Source organism: Rhizobium sp. 10N414 (genome assembly GCF_056394785.1).
In genome coordinates this window covers 33,648-59,825 of sequence record NZ_JBFTIN010000027.1, presented here as the reverse complement: position 1 = coordinate 59,825, position 26,178 = coordinate 33,648, and the positions used below count along the sequence as shown (strand labels likewise).

At 59.7% G+C, this 26,178-nt stretch carries 26 protein-coding genes and 1 pseudogene; 19 read left to right on the top strand and 8 right to left on the bottom strand.

What is annotated here, in order from left to right:
* Positions 1-256 precede the first annotated feature (256 nt).
* From AC1DE4_RS21870 to AC1DE4_RS21840, 7 genes are all read left to right on the top strand, one after another.
* The gene (locus AC1DE4_RS21870) at positions 257-1,153 is read left to right on the top strand and encodes a helix-turn-helix domain-containing protein (protein WP_025661294.1); all 897 of its coding nucleotides are present in this window, start codon (positions 257-259) and stop codon (positions 1,151-1,153) included.
* A gap of 241 nt (positions 1,154-1,394) precedes the next feature.
* A complete protein-coding gene (locus AC1DE4_RS21865) occupies positions 1,395-2,480 on the top strand; it encodes an ABC transporter substrate-binding protein (RefSeq protein ID WP_112643212.1) in 1,086 nt (361 codons plus the stop codon).
* Between the two features lie 84 nt (positions 2,481-2,564).
* The gene (locus tag AC1DE4_RS21860) at positions 2,565-3,386 is read left to right on the top strand and encodes an ATP-binding cassette domain-containing protein (protein WP_062376113.1); all 822 of its coding nucleotides are present in this window, start codon (positions 2,565-2,567) and stop codon (positions 3,384-3,386) included.
* A complete protein-coding gene (locus tag AC1DE4_RS21855; protein ID WP_018858412.1) occupies positions 3,383-4,642 on the top strand; it encodes a sugar ABC transporter permease in 1,260 nt (419 codons plus the stop codon). Before AC1DE4_RS21860 ends, AC1DE4_RS21855 begins: the two co-directional genes overlap by 4 nt.
* A 54-nt stretch (positions 4,643-4,696) precedes the next feature.
* Positions 4,697-5,425, top strand: a complete 729-nt coding sequence (locus AC1DE4_RS21850) for an SDR family oxidoreductase (RefSeq protein ID WP_169683468.1) — start codon at positions 4,697-4,699, stop codon at positions 5,423-5,425.
* Between the two features lie 2 nt (positions 5,426-5,427).
* On the top strand, positions 5,428-7,047 hold the full coding sequence (locus AC1DE4_RS21845) for an FGGY-family carbohydrate kinase (protein WP_477882983.1): 1,620 nt from the start codon (positions 5,428-5,430) through the stop codon (positions 7,045-7,047).
* A gap of 214 nt (positions 7,048-7,261) precedes the next feature.
* Positions 7,262-7,750, top strand: a complete 489-nt coding sequence (locus AC1DE4_RS21840; RefSeq protein ID WP_477883011.1) for an RrF2 family transcriptional regulator — start codon at positions 7,262-7,264, stop codon at positions 7,748-7,750.
* On the opposite strand, the gene AC1DE4_RS21835 is transcribed toward AC1DE4_RS21840, so the two are convergent.
* The 4 genes from AC1DE4_RS21835 to AC1DE4_RS21820 form a co-directional block, all read right to left on the bottom strand.
* A complete protein-coding gene (locus AC1DE4_RS21835) occupies positions 7,733-8,743 on the bottom strand; it encodes a mechanosensitive ion channel family protein (protein WP_477882981.1) in 1,011 nt (336 codons plus the stop codon). The two genes, AC1DE4_RS21840 and AC1DE4_RS21835, sit on opposite strands and share 18 nt — an antisense overlap.
* Positions 8,744-8,817: 74 nt before the next feature.
* Positions 8,818-9,237, bottom strand: coding sequence for a cupin domain-containing protein (locus AC1DE4_RS21830; RefSeq protein ID WP_169683461.1), 420 nt, complete (start codon positions 9,235-9,237; stop codon positions 8,818-8,820).
* Positions 9,238-9,260: 23 nt separating this feature from the next.
* Complete coding sequence (locus AC1DE4_RS21825; protein WP_477882978.1) at positions 9,261-10,013, bottom strand: SDR family oxidoreductase; 753 nt, start codon at positions 10,011-10,013, stop codon at positions 9,261-9,263.
* Positions 10,014-10,088: 75 nt separating this feature from the next.
* Positions 10,089-10,568 carry a carboxymuconolactone decarboxylase family protein gene (locus AC1DE4_RS21820; RefSeq protein ID WP_192303062.1) on the bottom strand — a complete coding sequence of 160 codons (480 nt, stop codon included), beginning with the start codon at positions 10,566-10,568 and terminating at the stop codon, positions 10,089-10,091.
* Between the two features lie 126 nt (positions 10,569-10,694).
* On the opposite strand from AC1DE4_RS21820, the gene AC1DE4_RS21815 reads away from it, so the two are divergent.
* The 5 genes from AC1DE4_RS21815 to AC1DE4_RS21795 all read left to right on the top strand — a co-directional run bounded on the left by AC1DE4_RS21815 (position 10,695) and on the right by AC1DE4_RS21795 (position 14,923).
* The gene (locus AC1DE4_RS21815; RefSeq protein ID WP_192241293.1) at positions 10,695-11,594 is read left to right on the top strand and encodes a LysR family transcriptional regulator; all 900 of its coding nucleotides are present in this window, start codon (positions 10,695-10,697) and stop codon (positions 11,592-11,594) included.
* A 453-nt stretch (positions 11,595-12,047) separates the two neighbouring features.
* On the top strand, positions 12,048-12,314 hold the full coding sequence (locus AC1DE4_RS21810) for a PepSY domain-containing protein (RefSeq protein ID WP_192241294.1): 267 nt from the start codon (positions 12,048-12,050) through the stop codon (positions 12,312-12,314).
* A 1-nt stretch (position 12,315) separates the two neighbouring features.
* Complete coding sequence (locus tag AC1DE4_RS21805; RefSeq protein ID WP_477882975.1) at positions 12,316-12,882, top strand: cytochrome b/b6 domain-containing protein; 567 nt, start codon at positions 12,316-12,318, stop codon at positions 12,880-12,882.
* Positions 12,879-13,556, top strand: coding sequence for a response regulator (locus AC1DE4_RS21800; RefSeq protein WP_477882973.1), 678 nt, complete (start codon positions 12,879-12,881; stop codon positions 13,554-13,556). The genes AC1DE4_RS21805 and AC1DE4_RS21800 overlap by 4 nt, the downstream gene beginning before the upstream one ends.
* Entirely contained in the window at positions 13,553-14,923 is a 1,371-nt protein-coding gene (locus AC1DE4_RS21795) for an ATP-binding protein (protein WP_477882971.1), read from the top strand. The genes AC1DE4_RS21800 and AC1DE4_RS21795 overlap by 4 nt, the downstream gene beginning before the upstream one ends.
* 19 nt (positions 14,924-14,942) lie before the next feature.
* On the opposite strand, the gene AC1DE4_RS21790 is transcribed toward AC1DE4_RS21795, so the two are convergent.
* The gene (locus AC1DE4_RS21790) at positions 14,943-15,197 is read right to left on the bottom strand and encodes a hypothetical protein (RefSeq protein WP_169683449.1); all 255 of its coding nucleotides are present in this window, start codon (positions 15,195-15,197) and stop codon (positions 14,943-14,945) included.
* 153 nt (positions 15,198-15,350) lie between these two features.
* Between AC1DE4_RS21790 and AC1DE4_RS21785 the strand changes: the two genes are divergently transcribed.
* Entirely contained in the window at positions 15,351-16,184 is an 834-nt protein-coding gene (locus tag AC1DE4_RS21785) for a universal stress protein (RefSeq protein ID WP_192241298.1), read from the top strand.
* Between the two features lie 54 nt (positions 16,185-16,238).
* Here AC1DE4_RS21785 and AC1DE4_RS21780 read toward each other — a convergent pair.
* Together AC1DE4_RS21780 and AC1DE4_RS21775 are read right to left on the bottom strand one after the other, a co-directional pair.
* Positions 16,239-16,462: pseudogene (locus AC1DE4_RS21780) on the bottom strand (IS630 family transposase); the annotation flags it as partial.
* 126 nt (positions 16,463-16,588) lie between these two features.
* On the bottom strand, positions 16,589-17,614 hold the full coding sequence (locus AC1DE4_RS21775; RefSeq protein ID WP_169683445.1) for a hydroxyacid dehydrogenase: 1,026 nt from the start codon (positions 17,612-17,614) through the stop codon (positions 16,589-16,591).
* 246 nt (positions 17,615-17,860) lie between these two features.
* On the opposite strand from AC1DE4_RS21775, the gene scpA reads away from it, so the two are divergent.
* The 6 genes from scpA (at position 17,861) to AC1DE4_RS21745 (ending at position 25,645) form a co-directional block, all read left to right on the top strand.
* Entirely contained in the window at positions 17,861-19,999 is a 2,139-nt protein-coding gene (gene scpA / locus AC1DE4_RS21770; RefSeq protein WP_477882967.1) for a methylmalonyl-CoA mutase, read from the top strand.
* A 249-nt stretch (positions 20,000-20,248) separates the two neighbouring features.
* Positions 20,249-21,406 carry a Gfo/Idh/MocA family protein gene (locus tag AC1DE4_RS21765; protein ID WP_477882965.1) on the top strand — a complete coding sequence of 386 codons (1,158 nt, stop codon included), beginning with the start codon at positions 20,249-20,251 and terminating at the stop codon, positions 21,404-21,406.
* A gap of 13 nt (positions 21,407-21,419) precedes the next feature.
* Positions 21,420-22,304, top strand: a complete 885-nt coding sequence (locus AC1DE4_RS21760; protein ID WP_018858423.1) for a carbohydrate ABC transporter permease — start codon at positions 21,420-21,422, stop codon at positions 22,302-22,304.
* Positions 22,301-23,161 (top strand): carbohydrate ABC transporter permease, encoded by an 861-nt coding sequence (locus AC1DE4_RS21755; protein ID WP_025661281.1) that lies wholly within the window; start codon positions 22,301-22,303, stop codon positions 23,159-23,161. The genes AC1DE4_RS21760 and AC1DE4_RS21755 overlap by 4 nt, the downstream gene beginning before the upstream one ends.
* Before the next feature lie 61 nt (positions 23,162-23,222).
* Positions 23,223-24,425, top strand: coding sequence for an ABC transporter substrate-binding protein (locus AC1DE4_RS21750; RefSeq protein WP_210258366.1), 1,203 nt, complete (start codon positions 23,223-23,225; stop codon positions 24,423-24,425).
* Positions 24,426-24,511: 86 nt separating this feature from the next.
* Entirely contained in the window at positions 24,512-25,645 is a 1,134-nt protein-coding gene (locus AC1DE4_RS21745; RefSeq protein ID WP_477882963.1) for an ABC transporter ATP-binding protein, read from the top strand.
* A 27-nt stretch (positions 25,646-25,672) separates the two neighbouring features.
* Here the strand turns inward: AC1DE4_RS21745 and AC1DE4_RS21740 are convergent, their stop codons facing one another.
* Positions 25,673-25,969, bottom strand: coding sequence for a hypothetical protein (locus AC1DE4_RS21740; protein ID WP_477882961.1), 297 nt, complete (start codon positions 25,967-25,969; stop codon positions 25,673-25,675).
* Positions 25,970-26,178: the final 209 nt, after the last annotated feature.

The following is a 26,178-nucleotide window of genomic DNA, read 5'->3' as shown; positions in this document are numbered from 1 at the left end:
TCCCCTGCCTGAGCATTCTCTCCCGCCACAGCGGCCGCGGTCGCCGGCGGCAAAAGCAGATTCAGCTGGAAATATGCCAGGGGGCATCTAGGTAACGCTAAATCGGATGACAAAAAAGTATCGGCCGGCGGGGTCAAATGTGGTGGAGCCCCCTGTCGCATCCGGCTAAACTTCTTCCATGGTCGCGGGATGGAGCCGGGAGAGCTCCTCCGTTCAAGGCCTGGCAGCAGAATGGATCCCAGGGAGGGGTTGTCGTATGCGGGATGTATCAGAGCCCGATCTGGAAGTCGTCCAGATACGATCCGGCGAGTCCTTCAAGATGTGGTCGCACGGATATCCCTATCATACGGTGCGGTGGCACTTTCATCCCGAATACGAGATCCACCTCATCACCGAGACATCCGGCTGCTATTTTGTCGGCGACTTCATCGGTGACTTCCAGCCGGGCAATTTTGTCATGACCGGCCCAAACCTTCCACACAACTGGGTGAGCGACGTTGTCGACGACAGGCGCATCGAGCAGCGATGCCTGGTTCTGCAATTCTCCGAGGCCTTCATCGATGGCCTGCTTTCCATTCTTCCGGAGCTCAAGGGATTTCGCTCGGTGCTTGCCGATAGCCGTCGGGGCGTGCTCTTCCCGCTCGAGACGGCTCAACTTGCAAAGCCGATCATGCAGGAAATGCTGGAGGCCGTGGGTGCCCGTCGCATCGCACTCTTCATGCAACTCGTCGAGCTCCTGACCGGCGCCAGCAATCACGTCGCGCTCACGACATCCGATTACCAGCCCGATCCCTCCGGTTACATGTCGATCGGTACCAACAAGGCGCTGGCATATATCCGCGAGCGCCTGACCGAGCCGTTTTCCGAGACCGATCTGGCGGCGATTGCCGGTCAGACGCCGAGCGCATTTTCCAGGTCGTTTCGCAAGCATACCGGCTTCTCGGTGGTTCAGTATGTCAACCGCCTGCGCATCAACCTCGCCTGTCAGCTGCTGATGAGCAGCCAGGAGTTGGCGGTGATCGATATCTGCTACGCATCGGGTTTCAACAACCTTTCGAATTTCAACAGGCACTTTCTCGCGCAGAAAGGGATGCCGCCCTCGAGGTTCCGAGCCCTGAGGGCACAAAACGAAAAAGCGGTGGAGGCCGCCTAACTCAAGGAGGACAGGGAGGAGACAGAACACATTGAGGGCGAGTGCGAACGGAGACCGTGGCGGCCTCCGCAAGGGATCGCTTGTCTTCAAATCTGGAAACAGGTGCAGCTCAGAAGTGCGGCCGGCTGCCGTCTTTGACCGTCAGCTTCGGACCGGGGCTCTGTACGCTTTCGAACTCGGGCCAGCCACGGGTCTGAGTCAGTAACCGCAACAATCGATCTCTTCAATGGAGAAACCGAAAATGACTGAACTTTCGACGAAACTCGCAGGCGCCGCGGTTCTGGCGCTGGGCCTTCTCAGTGGAACGTCCGTTTTTGCACAATCGGCCAAAGTCACGGACGCGACCGTCGCCTTCCTGATGCCCGACCAGAGCTCGACACGTTACGAAGAGCATGATTTCCCGGGCTTCCAGGCTGAAATGGCAAAGCTCTGCGCCGGCTGCAAGGTAATCTACCAGAACGCCAACGGCGACGCATCGCGCCAGCAGCAGCAGTTCAACTCTGCGATTTCGCAGGGTGCCAAGGCAATCATACTTGACCCGGTCGATTCCACCGCTGCTGCTTCGCTGGTGAAGATGGCACAGAGCCAGGGCGTCAAGGTCATCGCCTATGACCGCCCGATCCCGTCCGCAGCAGCCGACTACTACGTTTCCTTCAACAATGAAGAGATCGGCAAGATGATTGCCGCATCGCTCGTAGAGCATCTGAAGAAGAACAACGTCAAGCCGGAAGATGGGGGTCTGCTCGAAATCAACGGCTCGCCGACCGACGCGGCCGCCGGCCTCATCAAGAAGGGCATCCATGCGGGCATCGCTGAGGGCGGATACCAGGTTCTGGCCGAATATGACACGCCGGAATGGGCGCCCCCGAAGGCTCAGCAGTGGGCAAGTGGCCAGATCACGCGCTTCGGCAAGAAGATCATCGGCGTCGTGGCGGCAAATGACGGTACCGGCGGTGGAGCGGTCGCCGCCTTCAAGGCGGCTGGTGTGGATCCGGTCCCGCCAGTGACAGGCAATGATGCGACGATTGCCGGCTTGCAGCTGATCATCGCCGGAGACCAGTACAACACCATCTCCAAGCCGAGCGAGATCGTTGCTGCCGCTGCGGCCAACGTCGCGATGCAATTGCTTGCCGGCGAAACGCCGAAGGCCGATACCAAGCTGTTCGACACGCCGACACAGTTGTTCACGCCGGCACTCGTGACGGCCGAAAACCTCAAGGCCGAAATCATCGACAAGACGGTCAACGGCAAGCCGATCCAGACACCCGAACAGCTTTGCGGCGACCGCTACGCGGAAGGCTGCAAGAAGCTTGGCATTGGCAGCTGACAGCTCCTCCCGAGGGCCCTCCGGCGCTTGTCGTCGGGGGGCTCATTGCAGGTATCATGTGAAAATACGGAAAGGCTTGCCTCGATGACGAACAATCAACACGACGCGCCGCCGACCGGCGAGCTGGTGCTCAGCCTGCGTGGCGTCTCCAAGAATTTCGGCGCCGTGTCGGCCCTGACGGATATCGATCTCGACGTCCATGCGGGAGAGGTCGTGGCTCTGGTCGGCGACAATGGTGCTGGAAAGTCGACGCTCGTCAAAATTCTTGCCGGCGTGCACCAGCCGACATCGGGCACGGTCACCTTCGCAGGCAAGCCGGTGACGCTCTCCGACCCCAGCACCGCGCTTGATCTGGGCATTGCGACGGTGTTTCAGGATCTCGCCCTTTGCGAAAATCTGGATGTTGTCGCCAACATCTTCCTTGGCCGGGAGACCAGTCCGCTGCAGCTCGACGAAGTGTCGATGGAGGTGCGTTCCTGGAAGCTTCTGAATGAACTCTCGGCGCGCATCCCAAGCGTTCGCATCCCGATCGCCTCGCTTTCCGGTGGTCAGCGCCAGACGGTGGCGATCGCCAGATCACTGCTCCTGGAACCGAAGCTCATCATGCTCGATGAACCGACGGCCGCACTTGGCGTGGCCCAGACGGCGGAGGTCCTGAACCTCATCGAACGGGTCCGCGACCGTGGCCTCGGCGTCATCATGATCAGCCACAACATGGAAGACGTCCGGGCCGTGGCGGACCGCATCGTGGTCCTGCGCCTCGGTCGCAACAATGGAATATTCTATCCCGACGCAACCAACCAGGAACTCGTCAGTGCCATCACTGGAGCTGCCGACAATTCCGTCTCCCGCAGGGCAAGCCGACGCCAGCTGTCTCGGGAGATCACTGATGGAGACAGCCCATGAGCAGCAACGCCAATCAGAACGCGCCGTCGGCGCCGTTGCTGGATAGAAGCGACGTTCGCGTCAAACATGAAACCGGCGTCAGCGGCGCCGTCCGGGCTTTCGCCGATCGCGTGCGATCGGGCGACCTTGGATCATTGCCTGTTGTCGTCGGGCTGGTTCTCATCTGGACAGTGTTCGCCTCGCTCAATCCGATCTTCCTTTCGGCCAACAATCTCGTCAACCTTTTGTTCGACGCTTCCACGGTTGGCGTTATCTCGCTCGGCATAGTCTGCATCCTGATGGTCGGCGAGATCGACCTTTCCGTCGGCTCGATCAGCGGTTTTGCCTCGGCACTCGTCGGTATGCTGTGGGTCAACGAAGGCTGGCCGGTTGCCCTGGCGATCCTTGCCGCCCTTGTCGCAGGTGGCCTCATCGGGGCTCTCTACGCATTGCTGTTCAATCGCCTGGGAATGCCGAGCTTCGTTTCGACCCTGGCCGGGTTGCTCGCGGTTCTCGGCATGCAACTCTATCTTCTCGGCGCGACCGGCTCGATCAACCTGCCTTACGGTTCGGCGGTCGTAAATTTCGGACAGCTGCTCGTCATGCCCGATCCTGTTTCCTATGTGCTCGCCGCCATCCCAGGGATCGTGCTGTTCGTGACCGGCTACCGGACCGTCGTTCGCCGACGTGAGGCAAGCCTGTCCTCACGCTCGCTCGGCAGCCTCGTCTTGCGTGCAATCCTCATCACCGTTGTGCTGGAGCTTATCGTCTTCTATCTCAACCAGGACCGTGGCATTCCGTGGATGTTCGGCCTTTTCGTGGGATTGGTCGTGGCCATGAGCTACGCGCTGACCCGGACTAAGTGGGGGCGCTCGATGACAGCTGTTGGCGGCAATCGCGAGGCTGCGCGCCGTGCCGGCATCAATGTCCGCCTGATCTACACGAGCGCCTTCATGCTCTGCTCGATACTGGCTGCGCTGGGTGGCGTGCTGTCTGCGGCTCGTCTTGCATCGGCAAGCCAGCAGGCCGGAACGGGCGACGTCAACCTCAATGCCATCGCTGCTGCCGTCATCGGCGGAACCAGCCTGTTTGGCGGTCGCGGCAGTGCCTATTCGGCCCTGCTCGGCATCATCGTCATCCAGTCGATCGCCAACGGACTGACGCTGCTCGATCTGTCGTCGTCGCTTCGCTACATGATCACGGGCGCCGTTCTTGCCATTGCCGTCATCGTCGATTCACTCGCACGCCGTTCAAGAGTGTCGCACGGACGCGCGTAGACCCAAGATAAAAGGTCCCAAGATAAAGGTCCAAGATAAAAGGTAAGGAATGCTATGAGACAGGAACTTTCGGGAAAGGTCGCAGCGGTCACCGGCGCGGCTTCGGGGATCGGCCTTGAATGCGCCAAGGCGCTGCTTACCGAGGGCGTCAGTGTCGTTCTCATCGATCGGGCAGAGGATTCACTGAGGAATATCTGCTCTGAACTCGGCCCGCAGGCATTTCCGCTGGTCATCGATCTGACGAACCCGCAAAGCGTTGCAACGATGATGCCGCAGATCCTGGAAAAGTTCGGCAAGCTTGACATCTTCCACGCCAATGCCGGTGCCTATATCGGCGGCGATGTCGTCGAAGGGGATCCCGATGCCTGGGATCGCATGCTGAACTTGAACGTCAATGCTGCCTTTCGCTCCGTTCAGGCCGTCTTGCCGCATATGGTTGAACGGCAGACCGGCGACATCATCATGACGAGCTCGATCGCGGGCCTGGTTCCGGTGGTTTGGGAGCCGATCTACACTGCCTCCAAGTTCGCCGTGCAGGCGTTTGTTCACACTGTTCGGCGACAGGTGATGAAGCACGGCATCCGCGTCGGCGCCGTCGCGCCGGGCCCCGTCGTCACCGCCCTGATCAGCGATTGGCCGAAGGCCAAGCTCGAGGAGACCATCGCAGCAGGCGGTCTGATGGAGGCCAGCGAAGTGGCCGACGCCGTCATGTTCATGCTGACGCGACCGCGCAACGTGACAATTCGCGACCTCGTCATTTTGCCTCACAGCACGGATCTCTAGACATGGCACGCTATTTTCTCGGCATAGATGTCGGTACCGGCAGCGCGCGCACGGGTGTATTCAACGAGAGCGGTGATCTACTCTCATCAGCCAAGCAGCCGATTGCCATCTGGCATGAGGCTGGCAGTGTCGTGGAGCAGTCCAGCGAGGATATCTGGCGGGCAGTGTCCGGCACTGTTCGTCAGGCCGTCGCAGATGCGGGCATCGACCCGGCCTTGATCGCCGGCATCGGCTTCGACGCCACCTGTTCGCTGGTGGCTGTCGGCAGGGGCGGAGCCCCGATCAGCCTCAGCCGTTCCGGTGACCCCGACAGAAACATCATCGTGTGGATGGATCACCGGGCGGTCGCGGAAGCCGACGAAATCAACGACGGCGGGCATGCGGTGCTGCGTTATGTCGGTGGCCGCATCTCGCCCGAGATGGAGACCCCGAAACTCCTGTGGCTGAAGCGGCACCTCCCCGAGCAATACGAGGCGGCCGCCCACTTCTTCGACCTTTCCGACTATCTGACGTGGCGTGCCACGGGAAGCCTGGCACGATCGGTCTGCACGGTGACCTGCAAATGGACCTATCTCGCCCATGAAGGGCGTTGGGACGCCGACTATTTTCGGGCCATCGGCCTGGAGGATCTGGCCGCCGATGAATTCAGGCGGATCGGGACGGATATTGTCGCGCCGGGCGTCGCGCTCGGCACCGGGCTTTCCGTCGAAGCGGCTGCCGATCTCGCCCTGCCGGTCGGCACGCCTGTCGGCGCCGCGCTCATCGATGCGCATGCTGGAGGCATTGGAACGCTGGGCGCAGGTGAGATCGATACAGAACGAAGCGCCGACATCGGCCGACGGCTCGCCTATATTTTCGGGACCTCGGCTTGCTCGATGGCGACAACAGGGCAACCCACCTTCGTCGACGGGGTCTGGGGTCCGTATTTTTCCGCGATGGTTCCAGGCCTCTGGCTGAACGAGGGCGGACAGTCGGCGGCAGGCGCCGCGATCGACTATCTGGTGCGCATGCACCCGGCCGCCGGCGCAATCGAGGCGCGTGCCAAGGCGGAGGGACTGTCGCTCGTCGGCTATCTGGAGCGAGCAGCCGCTCGCGCAGGGGATGGTGTTGCCGACCTCGCCGACGGCATTGTCGTCGTGCCCGAATTTCTCGGCAACCGGGCGCCCTTTGCCGACCCTGATGCGCGAGCCCTGATCGCCGGATTGACGCTCGACGAAAGCGAGGCTTCGCTTGTCGCACTTTACGTGGCGGGCCTTGCAGGTCTCGGCTGCGGGCTGCGGCAACTGCTTGACGCATTGGCCGACAAGGCGATCGATATCGACTTGATCATGGCCAGTGGTGGAGCGGCAAACAGCCCCCTCGTCCTGCAGATGATCGCGGATTCCACGGCAACGGAGGTGGCCAGCGTGACAAGCCCTGAGCCGGTGCTGCTTGGGGCTGCAATGCTCGGGGCGGTCGCCGGCGGGCACTACCCGGACCTTTCCAGCGCGATGGCTGTCATGTCGCGTATTGCAAAGGTCTATCGCCCTGTTTCGGGGGCGCTTCGAGACAAACACGATCGGCGATATCAGGCGTTCAAGCTGCTGCAGGAAACGGGTCGTCGATTGCGAGAGATGGTCTGACAAGGCTGGTGCCGTCCACATTCTTTGCTTCCATGTTGCAGCCCGGGGGTGCCTGAATACCGGAGCAGATCGGTCCCGGGCTTCACGGCTGGTCGCTGGCTGATTGCTGGCGACCTGGACGCTTGTTGCTTTCTTGTCCCGTTTACTTTGCCACGAAATAGGGATATTTTCTGTCCTTAATAGGTGCCGCTCGGTACCCTTTCGGACGGAAATGATGATCCTGAAAAGCCAAGTCGAATGGGCGCTGCATTGTTGCGCCATACTTGCCGGTCTGCCCGAAGGCCGTTACCTGTCGACGAAGGCGTTGGCCGAGTTCCACGGACTTCCGAAGGAATATCTTTCGAAGGCGCTGCAGAGCCTTTCTCAAGCAGGTCTCGTTCATACGACGCTCGGCCCATCTGGCGGCTACAGACTGGCAAGAGCACCCGCCGATCTGACCTTTCTCGACATCGTCGAGGCAGTCGAAGGCAAGGCGCAGACCTTTGTCTGCAACAACATCAGAGCCAACAATCCCTGTCGGCCTCACGGTTATTGCGAAAGCAGTCCATGCGCGGTGGCGCGCGTCATGTGGGACGCTGACGAAGCGTGGCGCCAGAAATTGCGCAGCGTCAGCTTTTCCGATCTGATCGAGACCCTGGCGAGAGATATTCCGCAAGACCTTTGGAAGAACAGCTTCGAGTGGGTGTTAGAGCGAGCTGGCTGATCGCAGCTTGACCTCGCTTGCGTCGGGCAATGCGTAGAGATAGCTCTGTGGGGGCATTGCGAGCGAGAGCCCGCTTTCCCGGCAGTGGCTGTGGACGAGATCGATCACTTCGTTGCGCGCCGGCGTCCTGTTTGCTGGACTGGTCACGCGAAACTGCAATTCTGCCTCGATTGCGACAGCATCGATCCCCTTGAGAGCGACGATCGGCGGTGGATCCTGGACGATGCGCGTGCTTGATTGCAACGCGGTTCGCAGCGCCTCCTCGACAAGCTGCGGGCTATGGTTTGCCGCGATCCGGACAAGCAGCGTGATCTGATGCGTTTCATCGGGACGGCTGAGGTTGGTAAGACCCACCTTCGCCAGCACGCTATTGGGCAGAATGACGACATTGTGAGCGCCGGTGAGCAGAAAGGTGGAGCGCCAGTTGTTCTCGATGACGCGGCCCTCGGTGCCGTCGCCAAGCAAGATCCAGTCACCGATGGCAAAGGGCCGCCCCAATGTCAGCGCGATCCCCGAGAACACGTCGCCAAGCGTATTTTGCAGCGCCAGGCCGAAGATGATGGCAACCACGCCCGACGTTGCCACCAGGGTGCCGATGGGCGCTTTGAAAACGAAGCCCAGGATGGACAGCGCGACACCGAGATAGACGACGGCAACGATCAGATCCTGCAACAGCCGCGCTTCCCGCGGCCTCTTTTCCAGAACGATATAGATCCGTACGAAGCCGATGAGGGTCCATGCCAGATGTGTCCACCACAATACCCTTGCCGAGATGGACAGGAATGCCATCACGCCGACAAGCTGCGTCTCCTCAACGCGATGAGGCAGGATGCCTGCCATAACGAGGACGGCGGTCATGCCTGCAAAGAAGAGGATCTGGACGATCAGCCGCGCAGTCGGGCGGTCACGGCCCTGGAGATGCCAGACAACAATGCCGGCTACGCCCAGAATGTTGATCAGAACAAGCGGCAACGAAAGTGGGTCGTTGAACATGGCAGCTCCGATCGCGATAATTGCTGCGCTTTGGGGGGGCCGAGTGCGCGATCGACACCCGGCCCCGTCCTCGCTTACTTCTTCAAGGGATAGGTCAGCTCTTTCTGGTCGGTGTCAACCACGAAAACGGCAAGGAGCTTGGCCGGCTTTGCCTTGCTGCCGTTTGCGCTGACGCCATGACGGTCGCCCGGCATCTCCGAGAAGCTCTCGCCGGCCTTGTAGGTTTTCACCGGCCCATCATTGACCTGGCTGCGGATCGAGCCTTCCAGCACCGTTGCATAGATGAAGGCGGAATTCGGATGCGTGTGCCCCTCGGAAAAGCCGCCCGGACCATACTCGACCAGAACACCCTTGATGCTCTTGCCCGGGGCGTTCGGCAGTTCATGCTCATAGACGAGGGTGACCTTGGCAGCCTTGCCGCCTGCCTCGGCGGCAAAGGCTGTGTTGAATGATGCGGCTGCGAGCGCAGCCGCGACAAAAAGCGACTTCATCATTGCGAGATTCCTTTCGTGGGTGGTTATTTTCGCGCGGATGTTTTGAACCATTGCTCGAAGGTGATCTGTCCCAGGCGGGGGTTGTTGTCCGAGACCAGTGAACCATCCTCCAGCAGGGCGCCGAAGTAAGGCGCCTGCGGATCCGGCACGACCTTGCGTGGATCGCCCATCGCCTTGAGGTAGCGAGCGACGAGTTCGGTGAGCCTGAAGCGTTCCGGCCCGGCGATTTCGATCGTTGTGTTGACGGGGGCAGCAAGGGTCACATCGGTCATCGCGTCGGCAACATCGTCGGAGGCGATCGGCTGCACATAGGCCGGTGACAGATGAACCTTGTCGCCAACCGTGCCCGACTGCGCGATACCGCTCAGGAATTCCATGAACTGCGTCGAATGAACGATCGTGTAGGGAACGCCGGAGGCCTTGATCAGCCTTTCCTGGGCGAGCTTGCCGCGGAAGTAGCCGCTTGCCTGCAGCCGCTCGGTCCCGACGACTGACAGCGCGATATGGTGCTTGACGCCGGCGGTCTTCTCAGCCGCAAACAGATTGCGTCCCGAGGTTTCGAAGAATTCCAGCACGGCCCGGTCTTCGAAGGACGGCGAATTGGCGAGATCGACGACGACCTCTGCACCGGCAAGTGCGGCGGCCAGTCCTTCGCCGGTGATCGTGTTGACACCGGTGTTCGGAGAGGCGGCAATCACCTCATGTCCCCGCTTGCGCAGGCGGTCCACTGTCTTGGAGCCGATAAGGCCGGTCCCGCCGATGATGACAATCTTCATGGGACTTCTCCCTTTCGAGCGGCCGCCGGCCGCGGTGTTGATGGCTATGAGGTTGCAGGCCTAGTTGAGGCCAGCCTAGTTGAGGCCGGCCTTGTCGAGGCCATAGGCCTTGTCGGCGGAGCCGGGCACTGCCTTGAAGGCGATGCTCGCGCGGTTCCAGGCATTGATGACCATGATCGAGAAGGTCAGGTCGGAGACTTCCTTTTCCGAGAGCTGACCACGGACCCGCTCGTAGAGTTCGTCGGGAATTCCGCCTTCCGGAAGTTTCGTGACGGCCTCGGTCCAGGCAAGAGCTGCCCGCTCGCGCGGAACGAAGAGGTTCGATTCACGCCAGATCGCGACATGATAGAGGCGCAGTTCGCTTTCGCCGTGGATCTTGGCTTCCTTGACATGCATGTCGAGGCAGAAGGCGCAACCGTTCATCTGGGAAGCCCGGATGTTCACGAGATCGCGGATTTTCTGCTCGATGGTGCTGTCCTTCAAGCTCATGCTGAGATCCGAGATCTTCTTGAAGAGTTCGGGGGAATGCTGTGCGTAGTTGAGGCGCTGCGACATGTCGGTCTCCTTAATTAAGGATATCATGTATCCTTATGGACATAAGATATCCGTAATTGCTGGACAGTAAAGCGCTTCCGACCTAGACTGCTGCATAAGGCTTATGTCGAAATGTATGGGGGACGAATGGACATCGTATCTGCACTGAGAGCCTTTCTAAGGGTTGCGGAGACGGGCTCCTTTTCTGCAGCGGCGATCGACCTTGACCTGACACAGCCGGCGGTCTCCCGGCAGGTCTCCGCTCTGGAAGGACATCTCAACACGCGCCTGCTGCATCGTAGCACGAGCGCACTTGCCCTGACGGTCGAGGGCGAGCAGATGATTGCGATGGCGCTGAAGGTGGTCGAAGCGGTGGACGCGCTCAACGAAGCGACCTGTGCCGAGGCCACCACGGTATCCGGTCGGGTGCGGCTCACCCTGCCCGCGCCGCTTGGTCTTTACGTCAGCGAGCGTCTTGCCGGTCTGCTCGATCGCCATGCCGGGCTTTCCGTCGAGTTGATTTTTCGCGAGGAGCCGTCCGACCTGATCGGCGATGGCATCGACCTTGAAGTGCGCCTCGGTCCCGTCTCTGACTGCAATCTGATGTGCCGGCGGATTGGATGGACGACCGCCTTTCTCGTTGCGGCACCGAACTATGTCGAACGACGAAGCATGCCCGAAACGCCCGACGACGTCGGCGGCCATGACTGCATCTGCTACAGCCGCGCCGGAGATTTGCGGTCGTGGACATTTTCCAATGGTTCCGACGAGACCTCGGTGCGCATCGCGCCACGCCTGATTGCCAACAATGCGGTCGCGGTGCATCGCGCGGTACTGGCCGGGGGCGGTCTTGCAGTGCTCTCGCACATCCTCGCCTGCCCCGACATCGAGGCCGGCAGGCTGATAAACGTGATGCCCGATTTTCCTCCGGCACGCCTGCCGATCAACGTCGTCTACCCATCGCGCAAGAACCTGCCGTTGCGGGTCCGCGCGGTCCTTGATTTCCTGGCGCAGACGGTGAGGGACGACCCGTTGATGGCCTCCTAGGATTTGCCGCGCGTCGTGGTCGAGGTCGTTGAAGTCGATGGCCTCTGCCGGTTCGGTCTCCAATGCGAAGTGAAGTGGGGTGATCTACGGCTGCCGGTGCTTTCGTCCTGACCGTGCCAGCGAGGATCATGCAGAAGCTCAAGGCGCGGCATCAATTGAGCTCAGGAATGCTAAGCCCGGCGTGAAGCGACGCGTGGGCATTCGTTCGGACGGAGATGTGTTTGAAGCTGGAATGCCCTGAGAACCCGAATTTTCGCGACACTAACGAGCCTTCCGGCCGGATGTGCGCCTTCTGCCGTAGACCGCTGCCAGGCCAAAGCGCGACGGGGCACTGGCTCAAAGCGAGCAACGACGCTCGTTGGATGATAGTTCGTCAGACAGGAAACCGACAGCTTCCCAGTCGTATCGGTATCCCCGTCTCCCGCAACGGGTTACCAACAGAGGACATCTTCCATGAAACTGAAACTTATCGCCGCCATCGCTATCACATCCGCAACGCCGGCCTTGGCGCTCGCAAGCCCGAGCTGCACCGGTGAACCGAAGTCCAAATGGATGTCTGAAGAAGCCATGAAGACAAAGATCGACGCCATGGGCTACAAGGTCAAGACGTTCGAAATCACGGGCAACTGCTACGAAATCTACGGCCGGGACAAGAACGGCAGTCGGGCCGAGGTCTATTTCAACCCGGTTTCTGGTGCCATTGTCCAGAACGGAGACTGAGATGACGCGGGTCTCATCGATGACGGAGGGCTCAAGGCCCTCCACCACTGCCACGTGCACGATCCAGGTGTGGGATCCCGTCGTCCGGGCATTTCATTGGACGGTCGTCGTGGCATGCATGCTCAACCTCTTCATACTTGAGGAGGGCAAGTACTGGCACCGTGTCACAGGATATGTCGTTGCCGCCGCGATTGTCGTCCGTACTGTCTGGGGCTTCGTCGGTACCGAACATTCTCGCTTCAGTGATTTCGTGCCAACGCCTTCGAAGGTGATGGCCCACATCGTGGACATCCGCGATCGGAATGAAAAGCGCTACATCGGCCACAACCCTCTAGCTTCGGTGATGATGCTCTGCCTGATGGCATTGCTGGCGGCTACGGCGCTGACGGGCTGGATGACGACGCTCGATGCCTTCTGGGGAGAAAAGTGGCTTGAGGAATTGCACGGCGCAATCGCCAACAGCATCATGGTCCTGGCGTTCATCCACGCCGGCGCCGCCGTTTTCGAGAGCTGGAGGCACCGGGAAAATCTCGTCTGGTCCATGGTTACTGGTCGGAAGAAGGCATGAGAATTCTGCTCATCGAGGACAGCGCACGTCTTCGCGAACTGCTTTGCGAGGCCATCAGACGCGTCGGTTGGAAAATCGACGCCTTCGCGACCGCGCAGGAGGGACGGCTCGCTGCTGAGGGCGCGGACTACGATCTTCTCCTTCTTGATCTCGGCCTGCCAGACGAGGACGGGATCGATCTTCTGATATCACTGCGAGGTGCAAAGGTTCAGACGCCCGTTCTCGTGCTGACGGCGCGCGGCGCGATCGACGAGCGTATCGCTGGCCTGGATGCAGGCGCGGATGACTACCTCGCGAAGCCCTTTCATAACGGAGAGCTGATCGCGCGCATTCGCGCTCTCATGCGGCGGGCTCCTGTCACCACGATGCCGACATTGGAATTCGCTAACATCCAATTCGATATCGCTTCGCGACGAGTAAGCTGCGCCGACGCAGAGATCGCACTAACCCCATCGGAGAAGGATCTACTCGAACTTCTGATGCGCAATGGCGGCAAGGTGGTCTCCAAAATCAAGATAGAGCAAGCATTTTCAGAATACGGCGATGAAAGAAGCAGCAATGCTGTCGAACTGACGATCTCGAGGCTACGCAAGAAGCTCGAAAGACATCGGACGGGCTCGTCGATCGAAACTGTAAGAGGAGTCGGCTACATGATACGAGAGGAGCGCGCGTGAGCCGTTCACGTCCTACCCTCGGTGCAATCCTGACCAGACGGATTGCGTTCTTTGCAGTACTCGCAATGGTCCTGCAACTCTCCGTAATATTCTCCGACTATTATTGGAACGTTGGCGAGCTGTCGCGCCTGTTTGTCGAGCAGGAAACCGAGCGTCTAGCCTCCGGCATAACCGTGGATGGGAAAAGCGTCCGATACCAGCTTCCCGATAATGTCAGACATCGCTACCAAGAGCGATCATCGGGCTATGTCGCGAGGATACGCGATGCTACCGGCGCACTTGTGTTCGAGTCCTGCGACGAGGCCTGCGAAAGCCGGTTTCTTCCAGCGGATGTAAACCCGCCGGATTTTTGGCTGAGGTCTCTAAAGCCAGGCAAGCCGTTGTCACTGGTCGGCGGTCGCGCATTCGTGGTTGGAAATCAACGGTTCGTCGTCGACGTCGCAACGATCGACGATCCGCAAGACGTCGTCTCCTCCGTCTTCTGGAAGGAGGTGGTCGAACATATGCTGGTGCCGATGAGTATCTTGCTGGTCCTCGTTCTCGGTGCCACCCTGCTCTCCGTACGACAGGCCCTGAAGCCGGTGCGTGCAGCAGCCAACGCCGCCGACAAGATTGATCCGATGGACGCAAATTCGCACCTGAGTTTCGACGAGATGCCGCGTGAGGTCGCCCATCTCGCCATCGCTATCAATCGCGCCTTCGAGCGCGTCGGCGAACTGATGACGTCACAGAAAGTTCTCACATCGGGCATCGCGCACGAAATTCGTACCCCACTTGCGGCGATCAAGCTTGAGCTGGGAAACATCGACCATCCGCGTGCCCGCAGGGCGGAAATCGATCTGGACGACCTCGTACGCTTCGTCGCTGAACTGACGACCCTCGCCCGACTTGATGGCTTCGACCACGGGACCTTTGAGGCCGTTGACCTCGTTATACTGTCGTCCTCCGTCGTCGAGCAACTGGCACCATGGGTCTATGAGAACAACCACTCTCTGGCGTTCTGTCCTCAAGTAGAAACCGCCATTGTCCAAGGGGCGCCCGCGCTACTGCGAGACGCCGTGCGTAATCTCGTCGAGAATGCAGTACGCCATACGCCGGCGGGCACTGATGTTCTTGTGACGGTAGGCAGCAATATGGTCCGTGTCGAGGATCGGTATCCAGGTGGTATGTGTCGAGAAATCAGTGCGTCCGACAGCAATGGCAGCCTCGGCATCGGGTTGAAGATCGTCAGGCGGATTGCTGAATTGCACCGGGCCTCGCTTCACCAGTCCGAGTCCAGGCTGGGTCTTGCCTTCGAGATTGGTTTCGAAAGGAAGAGCGGGGAAGGCACGCCCGAAATCGCCGGCCGGCGATGGGGTCGGGCGTAAGAAACTATGGTTTCCGGCCTTAACGAGGCAACGAGACCAATGTCTGGAGCAAGGCTTTCTCGTCCTTGCCAGAACGTGCAGCAATGTCGGTCACTGCCGCGTCGGGTACGGCCGCCGCAAAGCCCTGCCTCCCGCCAGAAGAAGCGAAGGCGAGAACCTGCTCGAACGGGCGGACGACGACCATTGGGTCGTCGCGATGATGTCGCCGCGAACGCTCGACTGGGCGACAAGAGAGCTTTTCTGTCCGCTTCGCCGGAAGCATGCGGCTCGACATGATGAGCGCTAATCGCCTCTTAAAACAGGCTCACGCCCAGCGGTTCTCGCCGGAGTTCTCAATCCGACTTGGGACCCCACCGACGTCGACGAAGAGCAAGGAAACTTTCCTGGAACGTGATACGATCACAGCCGTCAGGAAGGAGGCACTGTGATGAGCATCAAAACCGCTATGTGTGTCTTTGACGTCGATTGCTGGGACGAGGACGTCAAGTCGGCAATAGAGTTTTGCGAAACGCAGGGCGCTCATATGAGCGCCCTTGTGATCTGCATGGGGGGCATTCCATCGGTCGGCACCTATGAAGCGATATCGACGAGCTGGCTCGATGGCCAGGAAAGGGAAATCGGCCACCTCGCCGAGGAAACGAATGCGGTCATAGAGGTTCTAGAAAAAGCCAATCTGTCGTTTGATGTTAAGGAGATCTACACTGAGTTCGGATGGGCTGAGGAAGACATTGCTGAGCATGCGCTTTATGCCGATCTCGTCCTTGTTGGCGCGCAAGCCGCCGGCAATGAGGCCCTTCAGAGGCGTATCATCGATGGCACGTTGTTCCGGTCCCCGACACCGATCCTGATCAACCCCCGCAAGCAGGCTGTATGCTCGTTTCCGAAGTCGATCCTGCTCGCTTGGGACTCGAGCGACGAGGCCGCACGGGCCGCCCACCAGTCCATGGAATTCTTGCAGGGCTGTGATTCCGTGCATGTGACGATCGTGGCCCCCGCCGCGAGAAGTTTGGAGAAAGGCGAAGAGCCCGGATCTGACATCGCCACCTTCCTCACCCGCCACGGCGTGAAGGTGGTGGTTGACCAGGTGGCCACCGGCGGGCGGCGCGTGGACGAGGCCTTGCGACAACACGCGACGGACGTGACAGCCGACATGGTCGTCATGGGCGCCTACAACCACCCACGGATACAGCAGCGCCTGTTTGGAGGTGTGACCCGTTCGATGCTGAAAGAAAGCCGGATCCCGCTCTTCCTGTCGCGGTAATGTCGAAGGCTGGCGGCCGGTTACGTGGCCTGGCCGGCAGATGGCCGTGCTGTGCCTGTGTCCGCGAAGGTTGTCTAGCACGTCCAAATCGGGCGCCACAGTCGCATCGATCGCTGTCAGGAAGTCCAGGAACTCGGTGGCAAGATGCCGCTTATGGCATGTGCCGAGACAATACCGGCGGCGACTTCGCAAGCTGCAAACAACGTCGTTGTGCCATGCCGAACATAAGAATGCATGCGCCGTTCATGGACGCCAGACCTCCTCGGCAACAGTGGCTGCGTGCTTGGATTTGGCTATTCTTGGCCATACCGGGAACCAGCGGCCGATTGTGTCGACCAGTCGCGTTTGCCATTGCTCAATCACCCATGAAGAGGCCGAGCAATGTAGCGTCAGGTCCAAGATGACTAGGACACCGTCACAGGCTTCGACCGGAGCCGACTGACCGTCGCCAGATCTGCCCGTCGGCAAAGTTGCGGAGGCAATCCTCTCATTATCAGTTCGGCATCGGCGACGGCCATGGAGCCCAGGGCATAGAAAGCATCGCGCGTTCCACCGGTGCGATGCGCCGAAAGAAGGATCCCCGGTACGGAACGCACGGGATCATTTGCAGGCACCGGCTCTTCGGGAAAGACATCGGTCGCGACACGGATGTGACCGGATTCGGCAGCTGCCAACATCGCAGGAAAGTCTACCACCGCGGCGCGGCTCATAAGAATGAAAGCAGCGCCTTTCCTCATCATTGCGAACTCTCGCCTGCCCAGAAATGATTGGTTTTCACTCGTCACGCTGGCAAAGACAAAAACCAGCTGGCTTTCTGTCAGCACTTCTTCCAAAGGCGTCGGAATGCAGTCTGCATTGGTGATGATCTCCCGAGGGAGCCACGGATCGAAAACCCGCACTGTGTTCTTGAACGGCCGGATCAGGTCTCTGAACTGTCGCCCAAGATCGCCGAACCCGATGATGCCGACCGGCGCTCCCGCGAACCTGAAGGTCGCGTGGTTACCAGCCAACCCATATTGTTCGACGCCTGCCCGGAAGTCTCGGTCCGCCTGAGTGATACCGCGCGCAAGATCGAGCCCCATGGCCAACGCCGCCTCGGCTACCGGGGGCGCGAAGGCTGCAGCTGGCGTGATGACCCAGATCCCTCGCTCCACGCAGGTCTTGTAATCGATATTGGGCAAGAAGTTGGATTCGACGTTGATAATCGCCTTCAATTTAGTCGCTCGATCCAGGCGCTCCCTTGGCATGTCCGTTTGCCCGAAGATGAGCACGGCATCTGGCAGGAGCTCGTCTACGAGTGCCGAGGGCATCGGTTTGTCCTCTGAAACGACGACCTCCCCTAGCCGCTCCAACCTCGCGCGGACGTCGGGCTCCATGATTAGGTCAAGGGTACGTGGCAATGGATCGACGATGACTACGGCGCGGCTCATGTTTCCTCCCATCGAATAAAGGATGGCTATAGTAGTGGAATGTTGAAAGAATCACAGCGTCGGGAACCAGTTCAGTCTCGTGCAGCATCGCAGCGGCTGCCTGATAACTTTTTGGGGCTGCCTAAGGCCCCCTTCAGACCAGCAAGTTTTCTGGAATAGCTTCTTCATAAAATATCCTAAAGCTCTATCGCGCCTCGCGTCGTTAAAGTGCTAGCCTGCGGCAAAAGAAGAATGCCGGAGGATAGCATGACGAAGAAAACGCTTGGCGACTGGCAGGCTCTTGCCGAGAAAGAGCTGAAGGCTTCCCCCGACGCACTCGTCTGGCACACGCCCGAAGGGATAGACGTCAAGCCGCTCTATACCGAGGGCGATATAGAGGGTGCCGAGCACCTCGGGTCGCTGCCGGGTTTTGCACCCTTTACTCGCGGGCCGCGTGCCACGATGTATGTGGGCCGCCCCTGGACGATTCGGCAATATGCCGGTTTCTCCACCGCAGAGGCCTCCAACGCCTTCTACCGCAAGGCGCTCGCTGCCGGCCAGCAGGGCGTTTCCGTGGCCTTCGATCTTGCAACCCACCGAGGTTACGACAGCGATCATCCGCGCGTCGTCGGCGATGTCGGCAAGGCAGGAGTTGCGATCGACAGCGTCGAAGACATGAAGATCCTGTTCGATGGCATCCCGCTGGAGAAAATCTCGGTCTCGATGACGATGAACGGCGCCGTAATTCCGATACTTGCGAGTTTCATCGTTGCCGGCGAGGAACAGGGTGTGTCCCGGGCCGAGCTTTCGGGGACGATACAGAATGACATCCTCAAGGAGTTCATGGTCCGCAACACCTACATATATCCGCCGGAGCCCTCCATGCGCATCGTTGCGGATATCATCGAATACACGGCAAGGGAGATGCCGAAGTTCAACTCCATTTCGATCTCCGGCTATCACATGCAGGAGGCCGGCGCGACGCTTGTCCAGGAACTCGCCTTCACACTCGCCGACGGGCGCGAATATGTTCGTGCCGCGCTCGCCAAGGGATTGAACGTCGATGATTTTGCCGGCCGCCTCTCCTTCTTCTTCGCCATCGGCATGAATTTCTTCATGGAGGCAGCGAAGCTTCGTGCTGCGCGCCTGCTCTGGACGCGCATCATGGAGGAGTTCGAGCCCAGGAAACCGTCCTCCCTCATGCTGCGCACGCATTGCCAGACATCGGGCGTCTCGCTGCAGGAGCAGGATCCCTACAACAACATCATCCGCACCGCCTTCGAGGCAATGTCTGCGGTTCTGGGTGGCACTCAGTCGCTCCACACCAATTCCTTCGACGAGGCAATCGCCTTGCCGACGGAGTTTTCTGCCCGCATCGCCCGCAACACGCAGCTCATTCTTCAGCATGAGACGGGCGTAACCAATGTCGTTGATCCGCTTGCGGGCTCCTACTATGTCGAGAGCCTGACAAAGGCGCTTGCCGACAAGGCCTGGGCCCTGATCGAAGAGGTCGAGGCACTCGGCGGCATGACCAAGGCGGTGAACGAGGGATTGCCCAAGCGGCTCATCGAGGAAGCGGCGACGCGACGCCAGGCGGCGGTCGACAAGGGTGAAGAGGTCATCGTCGGCGTCAACAAATATCGTCTCGACACGGAAGAAGAGCTCGAGATCCTGGCGATCGACAATGCAGCCGTGCGCGCCGCCCAGATTGCGCGGATCGAAGACACGAAACGCCGCCGCGATGGCGTTACAGTACAAGCGGCCCTCAAGGTGCTTGAGGAGGTCGCAAGCAGCGGCAAGGGGAACCTGCTTACGGCAGCCATCGAAGCGGCGCGCGCGCGGGCAACTGTTGGCGAGATCTCGGATGCCATGCGTCAGGCCTTCGGCGACCACGCAGCAGAGCCCGAGGTCATCAGGGACGTCTATGGTCAAGCCTACCGCAACGAGCCGGAGCTGGCAGTACTGAAGGACCGCATGGTCGAAGTCGGCAAGGTCCTCGGTCAGAGGCCGAGAATCATGGTTGCCAAGCTTGGCCAGGACGGTCATGACCGCGGCGCCAAAGTGATCGCCTCGGCGTTTGGCGATATTGGCTTTGATGTGCTGGCAGGCCCCCTCTTTCAGACGCCAAAGGAAGCCGCCGACCTCGCGGTCGCCAGCAAGGTACACGTGGTTGGCATGTCGTCCCTGGCGGCTGGCCACAAGACACTGGCACCGCAACTGGTTGACGAACTCAAGGCACAGGGCGCCGGCGATGTCATCGTCGTGGTGGGAGGGGTCGTTCCGCGGCAGGATTACCAGTACCTGATGGACCACGGGGTTGCGGCGGTCTTCGGCCCGGGCACGAACGTTCTCGATGCCGCAAATTCCGTGCTTGACCTGCTTGAGGGCAAGCGGCGAAACCGCTAGATTCGAGCCGTGCGACAAGGCCCTCTCTAGGCGTTGCCGTCCTTCCAGCAGCATCTGAGGCGATCGTTCGGCGTTTGCACGCAGCCGAAATGGGCGTGCATGCCCGTTTGAAGGCGAGTGAAGCTGGAAAACGGGCGGTTATGAAAATTAATTTCATGCGTGCAACTTTTCGCGGGATTCGTGTTGACGAGTTCGAAATTTTGTCCCAACTTGACGAAAATAAATTACGTGAATGGGAACGAGAAGAGCATGAAAGTGGGAATTATCGGGCTAGGTTTCAGGCTCGGCTACCTTGGCTACGTCTTCAAGTCCGTCGATGAAAGCTTCGAGATCGTGGGTTACGTCGACCCCGATCCGGCAGGTCTTCCGGGTCTTGTCGAAAAAGGCATCTCTGCCGGCACGGCCTATGCTTCCCCTGAGGAGCTGATCGCCAGGGAAAAGCTCGATCTCCTGATGATCGGTTCGCCGAACCACATGCATCTCGATCATATCAGGCTGGGTCTTGAAAGTGGCCTGAAGGTCTTCTGCGAAAAGCCGATCGTCACGACGGTCGCCGAAAGCATTGAGCTCGCCCGTCTGATGGCGAAGTTCGGTCATGAGCGACTGATGGTTGGTCTCGTCCTTCGCTATTCGCCCCTCTACAAGGACCTTCGCGCCATTCAGGCTGCAGGCAAGCTTGGACAGATCGTCTCGATCGAGGCCTCGGAGCATATCGAGCCCTACCACGGCGCTTTCTTCATGCGCGATTGGCGTCGCTACGAGCGTTATTCGGGCAGCTTCATGCTGGAAAAGTGCTGCCACGACCTTGATCTCTACAACGGCGTCGTCGGCGCTCGTCCGGAGCGCGTTGCAAGCTTCGGCGGCCGCAAAAGCTTCATTCCCGCCAACGATCCCGCGCGCGAAGGCATCAACGACCTGGAGCTCTTTCACCGCAAGCCGAGCGGCTGGATGGGATCCGACAAGGTTTTCGACAGCGACGGCGACATCATCGACTATCAGGTGGCGATCGTCGAATATGCCAATGGCGTCGGCATGAATTTCCATACCAACCTCAACGTTCCCGACCAGTTCCGCCGTTTTGCCATCATGGGATCGCGCGGCATGGCGGAGGGCGATTTCGTCCGCGGCTATCTCGACGTCCATGAGCAGTTGACGGGCAAGAAGGTGATTGAGAACAAGTACGTGGCGACCGAGCTCTCGCAGCACTACGGTGCCGACGAACAGATGGCAGCGGATTTGCTCGACAGCGTGCGTACCGGTACCGAACTTCCTGTTTCGACACTCAATGCCCTTGAGGCCGGCATCCTTGCCCTATCGATGGACGAGGCAAGGATGAAAAAGGCGGTGATCGATCTGCGCCCGATTTGGGACAGGTTCGACGAAGCCCTGCACGCAAGAGCGGCTTGAGGAGGGCGGCAAGATGAGCGTCCAACGCAACGCAGTCATCTTTGCCTGGATACTTCTCCTTCCGGCAGTCCTCTATGTCGCAGTGATCGTCGCCTATCCGCTGGTCGACACATTCATCCTCTCCTTCACCGATGCGTCGCTGAAGAAGACGACGAACTGGGTCGGCTGGGTGAACTATAGCAAGATCTTCAATGCTACCTTCGCCGAAGTCATCATTCGCACCTTCATCTGGACGTTCTTTTCCGTCTCCATCAAGATGATCATCGGTGTGTTCGGCGCAACGATGCTGAATTCTGCGGTTCCCGGCAGGGCGCTCTTCCGCGTCCTGACCATGCCGCCATGGATTGTCCCAATGGCGATCGGCATCTTCATGTGGGGCTGGATGTACAACGGCCAGTTCGGGATGATTTCCGGCATGCTGCAGCGCTTCGGGCTGGTGGACGCGCCGGTCGCATTTCTCGCGCAGGGGTCCACGGCGTTCTGGGCGACGATCATCACCGATGTCTGGATCGGCGTTCCGCTGGTCACGCTTTATATGCTCGCGGCCATGCAGGCAATTCCGCAGGATCTCTATGAGGCCGCCTGGACCGACGGGGCCGGCCGTTTCTATCGCTTCCGGCGCATTACCCTGCCACTGATCGTCCCGTCGATGATCACCATGTCGATGCTGTCGCTGATCGCTACGTTCAACTCATTCGACATCATCTGGATCCTGACGCGTGGCGGCCCGAGCGGCGAAACGACGACGATGATCATCGACACCTATAAAACCGCGATCGGCTCGAACAAATACGGGGAAGGCGCCGCGCGCGCCGTGCTGATCTGCATCTTCCTGTCGATTTTCTGCGTCTGCTACTTCCGCGTGACCAGCCGCCTTACTTCCGGAGACAAGCGATGAAACAGCCGCATCTGCTGATCCATCGGTACAAATGGTATGAGATCATCGGCATCTATGCCGGCATCCTGGTGTTCCTTACCTTCGTGCTTGCGCCCTTCGTCGAGGGCTTCCTGGTATCGCTGAAGCCGCTCAGCCAGCTCTTTTCATCGCCTTACCGGTTCATCCCCGAGAACGGTTCGTTCGAGGCCTATCGGACCATGTGGGTAAGCGTGCCGGGCTTTGCGCGCTACATCTTCAATTCCTTCTTTATCTCGACCATCGTCACCGCCGTTGTCCTGGTGCTCGTCATCCCTGCCTCCTATGCGTTCGCGCGGTTTGAATTCAAAGGCGCCGGGCTGCTGCTCGGCGCGTTCCTGGCCGTCAACATGTTTTCGGGCGCGGTGCTGCTCATCCCGCTCTTCCGGCTGATGCGAACGCTCGGCCTGCTGAATACCTATTTCGCCATCATGGTTCCCGGCGTTGCCTTCCTGATCCCTTCGGCGATCTGGCTGCTCAGAACCTACATGATGCGCATTCCGCGGGAGCTGGACGAAGCCGCATTCGTCGACGGCGCCAGCCATTTCTATACCCTGCGCCGGGTCATCCTGCCGATCGCCATGCCGGGCATCATGGTAGTTGCGATCACCACCTTCATCGGCTCCTATGCCCAGCAGTTCATCTTCGCGCTCACCTTCAATTCCAAGACCGAGTTTGCGCCCTTGCCGGTCGGACTCTTCGCCTATTTCGGCCGCCAGGAAGTCGTGTGGAATGAACTGATGGCTGCAAGTTTCGTCGGCATTGCGCCGGCCATGATCGTGATTTTCTTCCTTCAACGGTATCTCGTCAGCGGTCTGACCGCGGGCGCGGTGAAACAGTAAGTCAACCACCAGAGAAAAAACGGGAGCTAACAACGTGACAATTCAATTCAAGACCGGGCTGATGGCCCTTGCCCTGCTCGGCTCTACCGCGCTCGGCGCAATGACCGCGCACGCCGCTGACAAGGAGATCAGCTGGATCTATTGCGGCGACAAGATCGATCCGATCCACGAGAAATACATCAAGGAATGGGAAGGCAAGAACCCAGGCTGGAAGGTCACGCCTGAGGTTGTCGGCTGGGAACAGTGCCAGGACAAGGCCACGACGCTGGCTGCTGCCGGCACTCCGGTCGGCATGGCCTATGTCGGTTCGCGTACGCTGAAGGAATTCGCCCAGAACGATCTGATCGTTCCGGTGCCGATGACCGACGACGAGAAGAAGAGCTACTACCCGAACATCGTCGACACCGTCACCTTCGACAACAACCAGTGGGGCGTGCCGGTCGCCTTCTCGACCAAGGCACTCTACTGGAACAAGGACATCTTCAAGCAGGCCGGCCTCGACCCGGAGAACCCGCCGAAGACTTGGGCTGAGGAAATTGCCGCCGCCAAGCAGATCAAGGAAAAGACCGGCATTGCAGGCTACGGCCTCCCGGCCAAGACCTTCGACAACACCATGCATCAGTTCATGCATTGGGTTTACACCAACAACGGCAAGGTGATCGACGGTGATAAGATCGTCATGGACAGCCCGGAAGTCCTGGCCGCCCTGCAGGCCTACAAGGACATCACGCCCTACTCCGTCGAAGGCGCAACCGCCTACGAGCAGAACGAAATCCGCGCCATCTTCCTCGATGGCAAGGTCGGCATGATCCAGGCAGGTTCGGGTGCTGCTGCCCGCCTGAAGGACACCAAGATCAACTGGGGCGTCGCACCGCTGCCGCTCGGCCCGTCGGCCAAGGGTGAAGGCACGCTGCTCATCACCGACAGCCTGGCGGTCTTCAAGGGTACGGGTGTGGAAGACAAGGCGATCGAATTCGCCAAGTTCATCACCTCGCCGGGCCCGCAAGGCGAATACGAACTTCAGGGTGGTGCCGGCCTGACGCCGCTGCGTCCGTCACCGAAGGTCGATGAGTTCGTCAAGGCTGATCCGTCGTGGAAGCCGTTCATCGACGGTATCACTTTCGGCGGTCCCGAGCCGCTCTTCACCGACTACAAGGGCTTCCAGAATTCGATGATCGAAATGGTACAGTCTGTCGTGACGGGCAAGGCCGAGCCGGCCGATGCTCTCAAGAAGGCTGCTGGCGAGATCGAAGCGTTCAAGTAAGCCTTTGTCGGGATCGCGGGCGCAACAACCGCGATCCCTTTGACTATCGCATACAGTGCCGCAGCGGCGGTGACCGGAGACAGGTTTTGGGACAGCTTCTTCTCAACAAGGTTCAGAAGTTCTACGGCGACTTCGAGGTTCTCAAGGGTGTTCAGCTTGAGGTGAGGAACGGCGAGTTCGTAGTTTTCGTCGGGCCATCAGGCTGCGGCAAATCCACCTTGCTGCGCATGATTGCCGGCCTGGACGCAACCTCCGGCGGCGACATCGTCATCGACGGGCTGAGGGTCAACGACCTGCCGCCGGTCAAGCGCGGCATCGCCATGGTGTTCCAATCCTATGCCCTCTATCCGCACATGTCTGTGTTCGAGAATATCGCATTCCCGCTGCGGGTGGAAAAGATGAAGGAGGAAAAGCTCAAGGCCAAGGTCGAGCATGCAGCGCGCATTCTCCACCTCGACCAGCGCCTGCAGCAGAAGCCCGGCATGCTTTCGGGCGGCCAGCGTCAGCGCGTTGCAATCGGCCGCGCGATCGTGCGCGAACCGAAGATATTCCTGTTTGACGAACCACTCTCCAACCTCGACGCTGCCTTGCGCGCCGACATGCGCATCGAGCTTGCCAAACTGCACCGCCAGCTGAAGGCGACGATGATTTATGTCACGCACGACCAGATCGAGGCGATGACCATGGCGGACCGGATTGTGGTTTTGAATGCCGGCGAGATCGCCCAGACCGGCGCCCCGCTGGAACTCTACCACAAGCCTGCCAACATCTTTGTTGCCGCCTTCATCGGCAATCCCAAGATGAACTTCTTGCCCGTCACCTGCACAGGTATCAGCGATGCCGGCATCGAAATCGACTACAAAGGACAGAAGGCGGTGATCCCTGTCACGCCAAGAGGCGGCGCTATTGGCAAACAGCTGACCTTGGGCGTGCGTCCGGAGCATATCCAGATCGGGTCTGGCGACATCGCCTTCACCGTTACGCCGTCTGTCATCGAGCGCCTTGGCGCCCAGACGGTCGCCTATGCGTCGCTCGACGGCGAAAGCGAGAATTTCTGCGCGACGCTGCATGGGCGCGCCGCGGTTCACCCGGATCAGCCACTTTCCACCGGGATCAATGTTGCCGACTGCCATCTGTTCGATGAGGTGGGCATCTCGTTCGAGCGCCATGTGGAGCTGACGAGTATCGACATGAACCTCCTCAACCCCACGGCTGCGTGACCACCAGCCCCGTGCGGGCGCTCCACCTCAATAAAGGGGATAGAAGAGCCTGTTGGCAGGATAGGAATAAGCCCCCCGGTCCACGATCCCGAATCGGTACATGCAGCTTCTCAGCGCTGTAACGTGCCAGGCATTTGTCGGATAGGGTGAACCGCGATAGTTGGCTTCGGGCAAGCAATAGCGATAGACCTTGTCAAACTGCGAAAGCCGCACGGGATCGGAATCCATCCGTACGCCGTGAAAGTTCTGCCATTGCCAGGGCGGCTCGGCCGCCGATATTGCCAACAGACTTGCTGCCATTCCCAATGCAACCGAAACTCTCATCGACGTGACCTCCCGCGTGCCTAACGCCCGCACAAAAGAAGATGCTTTTCAATCGCGTAAGGTCAAGTGTCCTACACCAAAGGAAGGCGCGGCGTCTGGCATCACAGGTCATGTTGCCGGGGCGCTTCTCAATTGCAGCCAATGGAAAGCGTGCCTCGCCTCACGTAATGCAGGCCTCGCAGACGGTGTTGCTCGGCGCCATTGAAGGT

Excerpts from the sequence above, each read along its gene's own strand:
- AC1DE4_RS21870 (WP_025661294.1), top strand. The coding sequence starts at position 257 with ATGCGGGATGTATCAGAGCCCGATCTGGAAGTCGTCCAGATACGATCC.
- AC1DE4_RS21865 (WP_112643212.1), top strand. The coding sequence starts at position 1,395 with ATGACTGAACTTTCGACGAAACTCGCAGGCGCCGCGGTTCTGGCGCTG.
- AC1DE4_RS21860 (WP_062376113.1), top strand. The coding sequence starts at position 2,565 with ATGACGAACAATCAACACGACGCGCCGCCGACCGGCGAGCTGGTGCTC.
- AC1DE4_RS21855 (WP_018858412.1), top strand. The coding sequence starts at position 3,383 with ATGAGCAGCAACGCCAATCAGAACGCGCCGTCGGCGCCGTTGCTGGAT.
- AC1DE4_RS21850 (WP_169683468.1), top strand. The coding sequence starts at position 4,697 with ATGAGACAGGAACTTTCGGGAAAGGTCGCAGCGGTCACCGGCGCGGCT.
- AC1DE4_RS21845 (WP_477882983.1), top strand. The coding sequence starts at position 5,428 with ATGGCACGCTATTTTCTCGGCATAGATGTCGGTACCGGCAGCGCGCGC.
- AC1DE4_RS21840 (WP_477883011.1), top strand. The coding sequence starts at position 7,262 with ATGATCCTGAAAAGCCAAGTCGAATGGGCGCTGCATTGTTGCGCCATA.
- AC1DE4_RS21835 (WP_477882981.1), bottom strand. The coding sequence starts at position 8,743 with ATGTTCAACGACCCACTTTCGTTGCCGCTTGTTCTGATCAACATTCTG.
- AC1DE4_RS21830 (WP_169683461.1), bottom strand. The coding sequence starts at position 9,237 with ATGATGAAGTCGCTTTTTGTCGCGGCTGCGCTCGCAGCCGCATCATTC.
- AC1DE4_RS21825 (WP_477882978.1), bottom strand. The coding sequence starts at position 10,013 with ATGAAGATTGTCATCATCGGCGGGACCGGCCTTATCGGCTCCAAGACA.
- AC1DE4_RS21820 (WP_192303062.1), bottom strand. The coding sequence starts at position 10,568 with ATGTCGCAGCGCCTCAACTACGCACAGCATTCCCCCGAACTCTTCAAG.
- AC1DE4_RS21815 (WP_192241293.1), top strand. The coding sequence starts at position 10,695 with ATGGACATCGTATCTGCACTGAGAGCCTTTCTAAGGGTTGCGGAGACG.
- AC1DE4_RS21810 (WP_192241294.1), top strand. The coding sequence starts at position 12,048 with ATGAAACTGAAACTTATCGCCGCCATCGCTATCACATCCGCAACGCCG.
- AC1DE4_RS21805 (WP_477882975.1), top strand. The coding sequence starts at position 12,316 with ATGACGCGGGTCTCATCGATGACGGAGGGCTCAAGGCCCTCCACCACT.
- AC1DE4_RS21800 (WP_477882973.1), top strand. The coding sequence starts at position 12,879 with ATGAGAATTCTGCTCATCGAGGACAGCGCACGTCTTCGCGAACTGCTT.
- AC1DE4_RS21790 (WP_169683449.1), bottom strand. The coding sequence starts at position 15,197 with ATGTCGAGCCGCATGCTTCCGGCGAAGCGGACAGAAAAGCTCTCTTGT.
- AC1DE4_RS21785 (WP_192241298.1), top strand. The coding sequence starts at position 15,351 with ATGAGCATCAAAACCGCTATGTGTGTCTTTGACGTCGATTGCTGGGAC.
- AC1DE4_RS21775 (WP_169683445.1), bottom strand. The coding sequence starts at position 17,614 with ATGAGCCGCGCCGTAGTCATCGTCGATCCATTGCCACGTACCCTTGAC.
- scpA (WP_477882967.1), top strand. The coding sequence starts at position 17,861 with ATGACGAAGAAAACGCTTGGCGACTGGCAGGCTCTTGCCGAGAAAGAG.
- AC1DE4_RS21765 (WP_477882965.1), top strand. The coding sequence starts at position 20,249 with ATGAAAGTGGGAATTATCGGGCTAGGTTTCAGGCTCGGCTACCTTGGC.
- AC1DE4_RS21760 (WP_018858423.1), top strand. The coding sequence starts at position 21,420 with ATGAGCGTCCAACGCAACGCAGTCATCTTTGCCTGGATACTTCTCCTT.
- AC1DE4_RS21755 (WP_025661281.1), top strand. The coding sequence starts at position 22,301 with ATGAAACAGCCGCATCTGCTGATCCATCGGTACAAATGGTATGAGATC.
- AC1DE4_RS21750 (WP_210258366.1), top strand. The coding sequence starts at position 23,223 with ATGGCCCTTGCCCTGCTCGGCTCTACCGCGCTCGGCGCAATGACCGCG.
- AC1DE4_RS21740 (WP_477882961.1), bottom strand. The coding sequence starts at position 25,969 with ATGAGAGTTTCGGTTGCATTGGGAATGGCAGCAAGTCTGTTGGCAATA.